Raw genomic sequence first — 12,784 nt, 5'->3', positions numbered from 1 at the left:
GATGGCACGTCCTAATGCAGTACCCCGATTGTGTGAAGCCATGTCGTGACCAGCGAAGGCCACTTCACAATCGGTAGCCCGTTTGTGCGCAATCCGTAGCCATGCCCGCCTTCAGCATAGACGTGTAGCTCGGCTTTGATCTTGGCCTCCTTCAGGGCCTGGAAGTAGACAAGCACATTCTCTTCGTGCACTGGGTCGTCTTCTGCCTGCAGCAGAAAGGTGGGCGGTGTCTCCGAAGTCGGCTTAACACCTTCGTCGATCTGTTTCAGACTTGCATCGGTCAGGTACGCCGGATAGATCAGAACTGTAAAGTCGGGCCTGGCGCTCACAGACGCCTCGTCGGCAGGTTCGGCGGCGGCGCGCTTGAAATCGGCATGATTACTCAAAACTGCGGCAAGATGGCCACCCGCCGAAAAGCCCAGGACACCTACCTGCGAGGGATTGATGCCCCACTCAGCCGCATGCATCCTTGTAAGGCGAACCGCCTTCTGAGCATCCTCCAGGTCGATCGTACTGGCCGGATAATGCTCTTTCACAGGCACGCGATACTTCACCAGAACACATGCGATGCCTTCTGCATTGAGCCACTGGCAGACCTCTGTTCCTTCAAGATCCTGAGCAAGGATGCGGTAGCCGCCTCCGGGGAAAACAACTACTGCTGCACCTGTACGCTTTTCTTTCGGCGGCTGGTAGAGAGCCAGCGTCGGCTGTTCGATACTGCTTAATTTCGAGACTGAATGGCCGCCAACCAGCTTGTCCGTTGGCTTCATGGTCTCCACTTCGGCGCCCGGAGACCACGGTTCGGGTGTTCCGTTGGGCCACAGCGGCAGAGTCACGACCTGCGCGGGTGAAGACAATGCGATGAAAAGTAGAGAAGAGGAAAGAACCAGGAAGGCTCGCACGGACGCATTTTACGCTGCAGATATTTAACGATGGGTGGAATTCGCCTGTGGGACAACCATCACCTACACTGGAGACATACCGCCTTTCAAGGAGATAGCTTTTTGAGCACTACCCTCGAGCAGACCATTGAACATCACTTCGCCTCCGGAGCCGCAGCGATCGGTAATCCCGATGCTGAAAAGGCTTTTCTGGAGCTCCGCGGTCAGCTCGAAGCCGGTACGCTGCGCTCAGCCTCCCCCGATGCCGCCTCGTCCATCGGTTGGACGGTCAATGCATGGGTCAAACGCGGCATCCTGTTGGGTTTCCGTATCGGCCAGCTCGAAGATCAGTCCTGCGGCCGCCTGAGTTTTATCGATAAGGCCACCTATCCGGCACGCACCTTTACCCCCGAACAGGGCGTCCGGGTTGTACCCGGCGGGTCGTCGGTACGCAGCGGAGCTTATCTCGCCAAGGGTGTGGTGATGATGCCTCCTGCCTATGTAAACGTTGGCGCGTATGTGGATGAAGGCACCATGGTGGATTCGCACGCTCTGGTAGGCTCTTGCGCGCAGATCGGCAAGCGTGTCCACCTCTCCGCGGCATGCCAGATCGGCGGTGTGCTTGAACCCGTGAATGCCTCGCCCGTGATCATCGAAGATGACGTTCTGGTAGGTGGCAATACGGGTGTTTATGAAGGGACGATTGTTCGTTCAAAGGCCGTACTGGCTGCAGGTACCGTATTGACGCGCGGAACTCCGGTCTATGACACGGTGAACGGAACCGTTCTGAAGGCGACGGCGGACCAGCCGCTTATTATCCCGTCAGGCGCGGTTGTGGTTCCTGGCGCGCGTGCTGTCACCAAAGGAAAAGGAACGGAGTGGGGGCTTTCCGTCTACACCCCGATTATTGTGAAGTACCGCGACGAGAAGACCGACCTCTCGACGGCACTCGAAGACTTGCTGCGTTAGAGCATTTTTTCTGTAGGCGTAGTGTAGGGTTTCCGCATTTATGGGCGTTTCCGCAATGAAAACGCCGCAGCACTCTTCTTCCGGGATACCCGGCAACAGGAAAAATGCTCTAGCATGAAGATTTGATGAGTCTCGACAAGCTGCAAATCATCCCGCTCGGCGGCCTTGGCGAATTTGGCATGAACTGCTGTGCCATTCGCTATGGCGACCATATTCTCGTTATCGATGCCGGACTCATGTTTCCGGACGAGGAACTCTTAGGTGTCGACATTGTCGTGCCCGATATCGGGTACCTGGTCGAGAACCGCGAGCAGGTCAAGGCCATTCTGCTGACACACGGTCACGAAGACCACATTGGCGGCCTGCCCTGGATTTTGACCGAACTGCGGGATGTTCCCGTCTACGGCACCGAGTTCACCCTCGCCTATGTCGAAGGCAAGTTGGAAGAGCACAAGCTGCTGGACGACACCGAGATGCTGGAGATGATTCCCGGCGAGCAGTTTCAGATCGGACCGTTCAGGATTCAGCCGATCCGGGTCACGCACTCCCTCGTGGACTGCGTCTCCCTGGCGATCCATACCCCGGTAGGGACAATCCTGCATACAGGAGATTTCAAGGTCGACCTGGCTTCTCCGGACGGCCATCCCTTCGACCTGCAGGCGTTTGCCGAGCTGGGACGGAACGGTGGCGTTCTTGCCCTCCTGCAGGATTCGACTAATGTCGACCGGCCAGGACACACGCCGAGCGAACTGGCAGTTCGGCCGCGGCTGGACGAAATCTTCGGACGAACGAAGAAGAGACTCTTCTTCTCCTGCTTCTCCTCCTCGATCCACCGGCTGAAGCTTGCCTTCGAGCTAGCAGACAAACATGACCGCAAGGTCGCCGTCATCGGGCGGTCGCTGGACAACTCGACCGAGATTGCCACGGACCTTGGATATATCGATATACCGCCAGGCATTTTAATCAATGGCGGGCAGATCAAGGACTACCCACCGGAGAAGGTCTGTGTCCTGATCTCCGGCACCCAGGGCGAGCCGATGTCGGCCCTTTCCCGTGCCGCGGTGGATAACCACAAGCACGCGCGGATTGAACCCGGCGACACCGTTCTGCTTTCGAGCCGCATCATTCCCGGCAACGAAAAAGGCATCTTCCGCATGATCGATCACCTGGTCCGCCGGGATGCAAACGTGATCTTCGACGATGGCACCCAGGGAATCATCCATGTGAGCGGGCATGCCAGCCAGGAAGAGCTTCGCCTGATGATCAACCTGGTGAAGCCGAAGTACTTCATCCCGGTGCACGGCGACTATCGGCATCTGAAGCGCCACGCGGAGCTTGCCGCTTCTACCGGGATTCCGAAGCAGACCTTCTTGCTGGAAGACGGAGACGTGCTGGAACTGACGCGCGACTCAGCCACCCGCAGGGACAAAGTGCGGGCGGGCAGAATCCTGATCGATGATGGATCGACGGCAGACGTAGTGGACGATCTGGTAATCCGTGACCGCCGGCACCTTTCGGAGGCAGGGCTGCTGCTGCCGATCCTTGCCATCAATAAGCTCACCGGCCTGGTGGAAGGAGCGCCGGAGATCATTGCGCGCGGCTTTGCAGTACCTGATCCTTCGATCCTGACCGAGGCGCGGCAGGTGATCGCGCGCACCCTGGATGCCTCCTCTAACGAAGAGAAAGGCGACTATGGCGTGATCAAGGAGAAGATCCGGACGGACCTGAAGCGCTACATCCAGAAGAATACGAGCCGGCGGCCGCTGATCATGCCGGTAATTCTGGAGATTTAGAGATTCCAGAATGGTGTTCCAAGGGTAGCCAGATAGGTTCCCCGGATGGTGATTTCCGGCCCGGAATCCAGCCCTAAGCGAGGACAATGAAAGGTACTTCCGCGCGCAAAGCGCGCGGAAGCGGTCCGCTTTTGTTCCGAGGTGTCGATGAAGCCACTCCGTTTTGTTACAACGCCAACGCGTAATCGCCGCCTGAACGAGCTGATTGGCCTGGCCGTTCTGGTAGCGGGTGGGCTGCTGGCGCTGGCGCTGGTCAGTTATACGCCGACCGATCCCTCATGGAACACCGTCGGGGGCTACGCCACAGGGCGTCCGGCACACAACTGGACAGGCATTGTCGGCGCCTTTATCAGCGACGCCACATTGCAGCTTCTTGGGATCGCCGCGTTCGCCGTGCCACTCTCACTCATGCGGCTGGGCTACTGCTGGATGCGTTCGCGACCGGCGGGTTCTCCTGTTGCCAAGCTCGCAGGCCTGGCAATCTGGATTTTCTTCGGTCCGGCCATGTTCGCTCTGCTGCCGGGACATATGCTCTGGCGCAGCACATTGCCCATTGAAGGCGTGGAAGGCCGCCTGATGGCTGATGCCGTCATTGCCCTCTTGAACTTCCCTGGCGCCTGCATTGTCGTCGGCCTGATGGTGGTGATGGCCACCTATCTCTCCACGACCTTCACCTTCAACACCGCTCGTGAATGGGCGACGGCCCGCTTCGCCTTCCTGCAGGCGATGCAGGATCGTTGGCGCAACTGGAGGGGCAACCGTGCCTCCCGGGCAGACCGGGCGATTGCGGAGTACGAGAGCAAGCGCGAACGCGCCATGCAGCGCGACCGCCGCAGCCAGGAAAAGGCCGACCGCAAGGCGCAGAAGGCCACTGCGACCGAAAGCACCTCCCTGCTCAGCAGCCTGTTCGGCTGGTGGGGGAGGAAGAAGGCACAGCCGCAGCCTCTGGGTGAGCGCGACAACGCCGATCCGGTGGAGGCGGAAGGGTCACCGGCACCCTCTGTTTGGGCGAAAGTGCCGCGCACTATGGTCGATGCCCCAGCCGAGAGCGGAGAGCCCGCGTTGCCCGCGGCGTATGCCGCCGCTGCCGAGGAACGCCTTCACCAGGCGACCATCGAGGAGCCTACTCCCGAGTGGGCTCACCATCCGGCACAAGCCGAGCCGGAGACGCCGCGTAAGGTCGTCAGTTTCCCTGCCCCGGTTGCCCCGGCAGCTCAGCAGCCGGAGACCGAGGAAAAAGAGATCTCATTTGGCAAGCGCGCTGACGAGAAGTTGAAGACCGTTACCCTGACCGCTAAGAGCGTTCATGGCTACAAGCTGCCCCCGTCGAGCCTGCTGCACCGCAGTGAGGAGCCGACTATTGTGCGGGAAGAGGCTCTTCGCGAAGAGGCCCGCACGCTGGTCGAGAAGTGTGCTGAATTTGACGTTCACGGTCAGGTCACGCAGATCAACCCCGGACCAGTAGTTACGACCTTCGAGTTCCGTCCGGAGGCCGGCGTAAAGTATTCGCGCGTTACGGGCCTTGCTGATGACCTCTGCCTGGCGATGGCGGCCGAGAGCATTCTGATCGAACGTATGGCCGGCAAGAGCACCGTCGGCATCCAGGTGCCGAATAGCGAGCGCGAAACAATCTGGCTGCGTGACGTTGTCGAGAGCGAACACTTCGCCAACACGAAGTCCCGCCTGGCGATGGCGATGGGCAAAGACATCAATGGCCGCATTGTCACGGCCGACCTGGCCGCCATGCCCCACGTCCTGATTGCCGGATCCACCGGTTCGGGTAAGTCAGTGGCGATCAACGCCATGATTATGAGCGTGCTTTTCAAGGCGACACCGGAACAGGTGCGCATGATCCTGGTCGATCCGAAGCGTGTGGAACTGGGTATGTACGAGGGCATTCCGCATCTCTTCACACCGATCATCACGGAGCCGAAGCTGGCGGCGAATGCGCTTCGCAATGCGGTACGAGAGATGGAACGGCGCCTGAAACTGCTTGCTTCCAAGCACGTTCGCAACATCGATCAGTACAACAAGCTCTTTGAAAACGGCACGCCTTCGATGTTTGAGGACGATGAAGAGCAGCAGCCGCTGCCGTACATCATGATCATCATCGACGAGCTCGCTGATCTGATGATGCTGGATAAAGCAAACGTCGAAGAGGCGATTACCCGCCTGGCGCAGATGGCGCGCGCTGTTGGAATTCACCTGGTGCTGGCGACGCAACGTCCTTCGGTCGATGTAATCACCGGCCTGATCAAGGCGAATGTGCCTACGCGTATGAGCTTCCGCCTGGCGACCAAGGTGGACTCGCGCACCATCATCGATTCCAACGGCGCTGAGAGCCTGCTGGGGCGCGGCGACATGCTCTTCCTGCCGCCAGGAACCTCGCGTCTGCAGCGTGTGCACGCTCCGTTTGTTACAGAAAAGGAGATCGCCGCCGTTACCGACTTCTGGAAGCAGCAGGGCGAAGCCGAGTATGTCCAGGGCTTCCTGGAGGGTCCGAAGGACGACAAAGGCCGTGACCTGGATGCGATGGACGGTGACGATACGAACGATGAACTCTTCGACGATGCCGTAAAGCTGGTCTTCGAGTTCGGCAAGGCATCGACAAGCCTGCTGCAGCGCCGTCTGCGTATTGGATACGGCCGCGCGGCGCATTTGATCGACATGATGGAGCGGGACGGTCTGGTAGGCCCGGCAGAAGGATCCAAACCACGGGAGATTCTCAAGAGTCCGGACTGGTTGCGTGAGACGGATCCGGCGATGCGTTAATTCTTGAACTCGGACTGTAGCAGCTTTTTCTTACAGATAGATACGGAACGGCGAGCCGTTCCGTATCTGCTTTTTGGGGGCAAACCTCTCTGGATCAGAGGCATCCCACGGTGATACATGGCGCCGGTGAATTATTTGCCGGCGGAGATGCAGAAGTGGCTGGCAGGGGAGTAGGATTTTCGCGATTTCTCCTGCTTGTCGCCGGCGGAGGAGAATCGCAACGCAGCCGGCGGACCCTGCACTGGCCACATCAACATCTCGAAACTGATGGAGGATACCCATGGCAATGAGCGATGCTGAAAAGCAGAACCGAATCAACAGCACATTACGGGAAGTGATTCAAATCCTGATCGACGGACAAGAAGGTTTCCAGACGATCGGCGAACACTTGAAGGATGACATGCTGCGGCGTTACTTTCTGGCGGAAAGCCTGAAGCGGGCACGCTTCAGGGCTGACCTGGAAAACGAATTGCATCATGCCGGCTTTCACGACGTGAAAGAAAGCGGAACGATGACAGGTACGATGCGCCGCTCCTGGGGCGACCTGAAGGCCAAGCTTGGCGGTGGAGACTACACCCTGTTGTCGACAGCCGAGCAGGGCGAAGACAGCACCAAGAAGGTCTATTCCAAAGCTGTTCAGGAGGCGCTACCGCTGCCGGTGCATAAGATGCTGAGCGAGCAGTATGCGCATATCCAGACAGCCCATGATTATGTCCGTAGCGCGCGTGATCGGCGAAAAGCGGCTTAGACGAATGCGGTCAAACACAAAACAGCCTATAGGGCTGTTTTGTGTTTAACCGCCCGGGCAAGAGTTTCGCAAATATCCCCCCCCATTGCGTTATCACCCCAACGAACAAGTCCGTTGGGGACCCCGATTGCAGTGGATGGGGCACCCAGAGTATGGATTCCCAAATTTGTCGTTATGCCCCGAAAACTCAGGACTCAGGACATACGAGCTAGAGATCCTCTTTAGCAGCCGATTCCGGGGCGAGGCCGTGCTTTTCCATGCGGTAGATGAGTGTGCGGCGGCTGATATCGAGATAGCGGGCAGCCTGGGTCTGGTTGCCGTTGAACTTCTCCAACGCGCGGCGGATGAGGTCTCGCTCGAGAGCTTCAAGACTGATGCCCTGCTCTGGAAGGTCGAGCCAAAAGGGAGCAGGACGCGGTGGAGCAGTAAGCTCTGGCGGAAGGTCTTCTGTGGAGATGACTTCAGAGGTCGAGAGCACCACCAGACGCTCCATCACATTTTCAAGCTGACGGACATTCCCTGGCCAGTGATAGGCGATAAGATGCTGCAGCACCGTGGGTGAGAGACGCAGATGCTCGATAGCGTGTCGCTTGCGAGCGCGCTCAAAGAGCACCTCGATCAGTTCCGGTAAATCTTCCCTCCGCTCACGCAATGGCGGAATACGGAGCGGAACGACGGCAAGGCGATAGTAGAGGTCTTCACGAAAGGTTCCATCCTCGACCATCGCGGAGAGGTCACGATGGGTGGCTGCAATGACGCGAACATCTACCTTGATGGGATCGGTGGCGCCGAGCTTGGCAAGCTCTCCTTCCTGCAGGACTCGCAGCAGCTTGACCTGAGCTTCAAGTGGAAGCTCTCCGACTTCGTCGAGAAAGAGCGTGCCACCGTTGGTGGACTCGATCCGGCCTTCTTTGTTCGCAACAGCTCCGGTGAACGCGCCTTTGGTGTAGCCGAAGAGTTCACTTTCGACGAGGTCACGAGGGATGGCGCCGCAGTTGATGGCGGTAAACGGGCGTTTGCCACGTCGGCTGTTGTGATGGATGGCGCGCGCGACAAGCTCCTTGCCAGTGCCGGTCTCTCCCTGGATGAGCACCGTTGCGTCACGCTGAGCGACACGTGCCGCCTGATCGAGAACTCGTAGAAGTCCCTTGGAGTGACCGACGATCGCTTCGAAGCCATAGCGCTGATCGAGCGCGGAACGCAGAGTCTGGACCTCTTCGATGAGGTTCTGACGTTCCATCGCGCGATGCACAACAAGGACAAGCGCGTCAAAGTCGAGAGGCTTGGTGACGTAATCATAAGCGCCAAGCTTCATCGCCTCGACGGCAGTCTCGACCGTGCCGAAGGCCGTGACAACAATAACCGTCGTACGAAGACCTGCCTGAGTAATGCGCGAGAGCAATTCCAGTCCCGTTGTAGGCATGCGCAGATCAGTGATGACCAGCTGAGGCTCGGACTCGCGGAGCATGCGCCACGCCTCTTCACCATCGGAAGCGACGGAGACCTGGTAGCCCGCTTCCTCAAGCTGCAGCTTCATGACTCGCCGGAGACTGACGTCGTCATCGACAACAAGAACGTGATTGCTCACGCCACCTCCACGGGCCGATGTAACGGCGCGGATGCGGTGGGAAGCTCGACACGGAAGATAGCGCCGTGGCCAACATTCGGCGCGCAGGTGAGCGTTCCACCGTGCTGGCCGGCAATATTGGCGGCGATTGCAAGACCGAGTCCGGTGCCATTTTCGCGGGTTGTGAAGAAGGGCTCGAAGATGCGAGCGCGAACTTCGGGACTTATACCTTTCCCCTGATCGCGCACCTCAATGCAGAGGTTGCCACCGTGCACAAAGCTGTTGAGGGTAACCATTCCTTCGCCCTCGGTTGCCTGGATAGCATTCAGAACAAGGTTCAGCAGAAGCTGTTTGATCTGCTCCGGATCGCATTCGACCGGCGGCAGTTCCGTGTCATGGAGGACCTCCAAAGTCACGTTCTGACGGCTGGCTGCGTGCTGGGCGAGAGCGGCGACGGAGGAGACCATCTCGGCAGGCTCCATCCATTGCATGCGTGGAAGTCGAGGCCGGGCAAAGTCGAGGAAGTTCGTGAGGAGCTTATTGAGGCGCTGAGACTCCTTGGTAAGAATCTCCAGACACTCAGCGCGAGCCTCTGCGGATGCCTGTCCGCGGGCCAGGATACCGGCGGCGCCGCTGATGCTGGCCAGGGGATTGCGGATCTCATGCGCGAGACTGGCGGAGAGTTGGCCGGCCGCGCTGAGACGCTCTGATTTACGAAGCTGATCGATATTCTGACGCAGTTCGGTGTAGACGTGCTCCAGCTCCCGCTTGGTGGTCTCGACCCGGCGGCGCTGCATGCGCTCGCGGTCCGCAAGCAGGCCGGCAATGATACCGGCAGCGCCGAAGGTGCTGAGCTCGACGACCTGATCCTGCGCGTCAAGCGGGGCGCGGAACCAATGACGGTAGATCAAAGGAAGGAACAGAAGAGCCGCAAACAGGACAGTCCGTGCCGCGCCACGCCAGCCGAAGAAGAGCCCGGCGAGCATAAAAGGCAGGATGTTGAGATGGTGCAGGATGTTGTGCAACACCACATAGCGTGGCGGAACAGCCCAGGTAAAGATGGCCAACAACACCACGAGGGTACCGACAAGCACCGCCTTGGCATGCGACGATCGCAGCGCAGATGGAAGCTGGGCCATAGTGTCATTTTCCCATGCAGGCGGCGATGGCATGGGCCAGCGAAGCTGAGCAACGGCGGGCATCGCTGAGTTGTATAGCAATTCCGGAGCCAATTTAGGGGACGAGATAACGCCGGCTGACGCGTCGAGTTCGGAGAACATCAACTTCTTGGAAGAACGAACGGATCGAGCTTCGCTCGATACTCCCACATCTGCTTCGCAGATATGGGGCACCCGGGTATGGCCTGTCCAGAGTGCCGGATTGCGGACAGCGGTGTACCAAATGGGACATCGTGGAAGCCCAAATCCCTATGAAACATGGGGATTTCTATTTGGCTAGCGAATTGCCATAGAAGCCGTGTGACGCTTGGAAAGTTGCTCCTCCTCCCATTGTTGCCGGCGGCTTTGCTGGTAGCCCAGACGCCTGTGGATGCTGCGATGCCGGCAGAGCCCGCACCGCAGCAGGCGGCAGCGGCCCATGGGTCCAGCGAGCTGCGGCTGACACTCGATGATGCGCTGGCAATGGCGCGTCGCAATAGCCCACGCCTGCACGAGGCGCTTGCGGCGACGCAGCGTGGCCAGGCTGCGGTACAGACGGCCCGCGCTTATACGAACCCGAATGTCGAGGTCTTTCAGGGCCGGCAGTATGCGCGGCCTATCAAGACACCCGGCACTCCGGGCCTGTTGCAGCACTATGCGGGTTACCAGACGATCGAGATTCCCTCGGAGCGCAGTGCCCGCCGGAAAGCAGCGGAATCCATCGCCGCAAGCGCGCGAGCGGCTGAGCGCGGCGTTGGGCTGAACGTGATGGCCGATACGCAGCGGGCGTTCTACGAAGCGCTGAAGCGACAGGAACAGATCAAACAGGCCCGCGAGAACCTGACGCTGGTAGAGGACCTTCGCCGGCGGGTTGAGGTTGAGGTCAATGTCGGCGAGAAAGGCAAACTGGAGCTGACGCGAGCCGAAGCTGAACTGGCGCGCGCGCGATTTGCGGTGAACAGTGCACAGATCGAATACGCTTCGGCGATTGCAATCCTGCGCGCTCTCATCGCTGCGCCGGCCGATGCAAACCTGATTCCCACAGGCTCAACCACAGCGCACATGACCCTGCCGGCTTTGGATATGCTGCGTGACCAGGTGCTGACCGCGCACCCAGCGGTAGCACAGTCTGAAGCGGAACTGAATGCGAGCCGATCGACACTGGACCGCGAGAAGGCGCTCCGCATTCCGCAGCCGACGGCTTTTGCCGAGTTTGAAAATCAGCCCGACTTGCGCTACTGGCGCGCCGGCATTACCGTTCCGATTCCGCTGTGGGACAGGCGGCGTGGACAGATTGCGGATGCAAAGGCAGCCATCTCACAGGCAAACGCGACGCTGGACCAGCGGCGACTGGAACTGGTGAGCGCGCTGGAGCGGGCGTATGAACAGTACCAACTGGCTGACCAGCAGGTGACGTCGCTGGAAGCCGGATCGCTGCGAGCTGCAGAGAGTGCGGTAGAGGCGGCGAAGTCCGCCTACCGGTTCGGCGAGCGCGGCATTGTTGAGGTTCTGGACGCACAGCGCGTGCTGCAAAGCGTGCGCGGCGATTTGCTGGATGCGCAGTACGCGCGCCAGTCTGCATTGATCGATCTGGAAGAACTGGGCGCACTGACGCCGGGAGCGAGGCCGTGATGACACGATGGTTGAAGCATTTTTCCTATTGCTGGGTATCCCGGGAGGAACGTGCAGCGGCGTTTTCATTGAGGAAAACGCCCATAGATGCAAAAGCCCTGCACTACACCTACAGAAAAAATGCTCTAGCGGCCGCGGCGATGGTCGCGGTGTTGCTGGGAACAGGTTGCAAATCGAAACCCAAGGAAGAGAAGGCAGCAGCGAACACCAGCGATCCAAACATAGTAACCGTGACGCCGGTGCTGGCCGAGAGCCTGAAGTTTGGAACACCGCAGATGGCCGATGTCAACGGAACCTTGCAGGTAGCCGCGCGTGTCGAGACAGATGCGCAACGCATTGCGCGCGTCGGATCTCCGGTTGCCGGACGCATTCTGAATCTGCTGGTTTTTGAAGGGCAGTACGTGCACGCGGGAGCCGTCCTGGCCACGCTGCACAGCACCAATCTTTCGGACACGCAGTTTGCCTTGATCAAGGCGTCGTCGCAGCAGCAGCTTGCCGCGGCGGCTGAAAGGCGCGCAGAACAACTGGTAGCTGCAGATGTGATTGGCCGGGCGGAGCTGGAACGGAGACGCGCCGAGCGGCTGCAGGCAAGCACCGAGGAGGCGAGCTATCGCACTCAACTGCTTGGCCTCGGCATGACAGAGACACAGATACGGCAACTGGAGACATCGCGAAAACTGAGCGCCGACTATCCGATCGTTGCTCCAAAGAGCGGAACGGTTTTGAAACGCGAGATCACCATCGGGCAGGTGGTACAGCCGTCGGACCCGGCGTTCACCATCGCCGACCTGTCGAATGTATGGATCACAGCAGATGTGCCAGAGCAGGAGGCCGGAATCCTGAAGCAGGAGATGGATGTCGAAGTGCGCGTACCTGCGCTGAAGGATCTGCAGCTCAATGGCCGGCTCTCGTTTGTTTCTCCCATTGTCGATCCAGCCACTCGCACCGTAGAGGTGCGTATGGATGTCCCGAATCCTGACGGCCGCCTGAAGCCTGATGAGCTTGCCAGCATGACCTTTACCGGCCGTAGCGACCGTAAGCTGACGGTGCCGAATGCTGCAGTGGTCCGTGAAGACAACAAGGATCACATCTTCGTACAGATTGGGCCGCAGCGATACATCCTGCGTGAGGTAACACTGGGCGAGGAAGAGAACGACCGGCGCGTCGTGCTTGGCGGTGTAACGCTGGCGGAGCGGATTGTGACCGAGGGGGCCTTCCATCTGAACAATCAGCGCAAGCAGGCTGCGATCAAAGGAGAGAAGTAA

9 protein-coding genes are annotated in these 12,784 nt (G+C 59.3%); 6 read left to right on the top strand and 3 right to left on the bottom strand.

What is annotated here, in order from left to right; all coding sequences use genetic code 11:
- Window positions 1-11 precede the first annotated feature (11 nt).
- On the bottom strand, window positions 12-902 hold the full coding sequence (locus FTW19_RS06195) for an alpha/beta hydrolase (RefSeq protein WP_246153602.1): 891 nt from the start codon (window positions 900-902) through the stop codon (window positions 12-14).
- 102 nt (window positions 903-1,004) lie between these two features.
- Here FTW19_RS06195 and FTW19_RS06190 point away from each other — a divergent pair, with 102 nt between their 5' ends.
- The 4 genes from FTW19_RS06190 to FTW19_RS06175 all read left to right on the top strand — a co-directional run bounded on the left by FTW19_RS06190 (window position 1,005) and on the right by FTW19_RS06175 (window position 7,163).
- Complete coding sequence (locus tag FTW19_RS06190; RefSeq protein ID WP_246153601.1) at window positions 1,005-1,850, top strand: 2,3,4,5-tetrahydropyridine-2,6-dicarboxylate N-succinyltransferase; 846 nt, start codon at window positions 1,005-1,007, stop codon at window positions 1,848-1,850.
- Between the two features lie 125 nt (window positions 1,851-1,975).
- A complete protein-coding gene (locus FTW19_RS06185; RefSeq protein ID WP_147646813.1) occupies window positions 1,976-3,643 on the top strand; it encodes a ribonuclease J in 1,668 nt (555 codons plus the stop codon).
- 147 nt (window positions 3,644-3,790) lie between these two features.
- Entirely contained in the window at window positions 3,791-6,415 is a 2,625-nt protein-coding gene (locus FTW19_RS06180; RefSeq protein ID WP_147646812.1) for a DNA translocase FtsK, read from the top strand.
- Between the two features lie 286 nt (window positions 6,416-6,701).
- Entirely contained in the window at window positions 6,702-7,163 is a 462-nt protein-coding gene (locus FTW19_RS06175; protein WP_147646811.1) for a PA2169 family four-helix-bundle protein, read from the top strand.
- A gap of 208 nt (window positions 7,164-7,371) precedes the next feature.
- Here FTW19_RS06175 and FTW19_RS06170 read toward each other — a convergent pair whose 3' ends face one another.
- Both FTW19_RS06170 and FTW19_RS06165 read right to left on the bottom strand, forming a co-directional pair.
- On the bottom strand, window positions 7,372-8,751 hold the full coding sequence (locus FTW19_RS06170; RefSeq protein ID WP_147646810.1) for a sigma-54-dependent transcriptional regulator: 1,380 nt from the start codon (window positions 8,749-8,751) through the stop codon (window positions 7,372-7,374).
- On the bottom strand, window positions 8,748-10,010 hold the full coding sequence (locus FTW19_RS06165; RefSeq protein ID WP_246153600.1) for a two-component system sensor histidine kinase NtrB: 1,263 nt from the start codon (window positions 10,008-10,010) through the stop codon (window positions 8,748-8,750). The genes FTW19_RS06170 and FTW19_RS06165 overlap by 4 nt, the downstream gene beginning before the upstream one ends.
- Before the next feature lie 198 nt (window positions 10,011-10,208).
- Here FTW19_RS06165 and FTW19_RS06160 point away from each other — a divergent pair, with 198 nt between their 5' ends.
- The gene (locus FTW19_RS06160) at window positions 10,209-11,519 is read left to right on the top strand and encodes a TolC family protein (protein WP_246153599.1); all 1,311 of its coding nucleotides are present in this window, start codon (window positions 10,209-10,211) and stop codon (window positions 11,517-11,519) included.
- 68 nt (window positions 11,520-11,587) lie between these two features.
- On the top strand, window positions 11,588-12,784 hold the full coding sequence (locus FTW19_RS06155; RefSeq protein ID WP_246153598.1) for an efflux RND transporter periplasmic adaptor subunit: 1,197 nt from the start codon (window positions 11,588-11,590) through the stop codon (window positions 12,782-12,784).

The sequence above is a fragment of the Terriglobus albidus genome, assembly GCF_008000815.1.
In the GTDB taxonomy this organism is placed as follows: domain Bacteria; phylum Acidobacteriota; class Terriglobia; order Terriglobales; family Acidobacteriaceae; genus Terriglobus; species Terriglobus albidus_A.
This window is presented reverse-complemented; position numbering and strand designations above follow the sequence as displayed.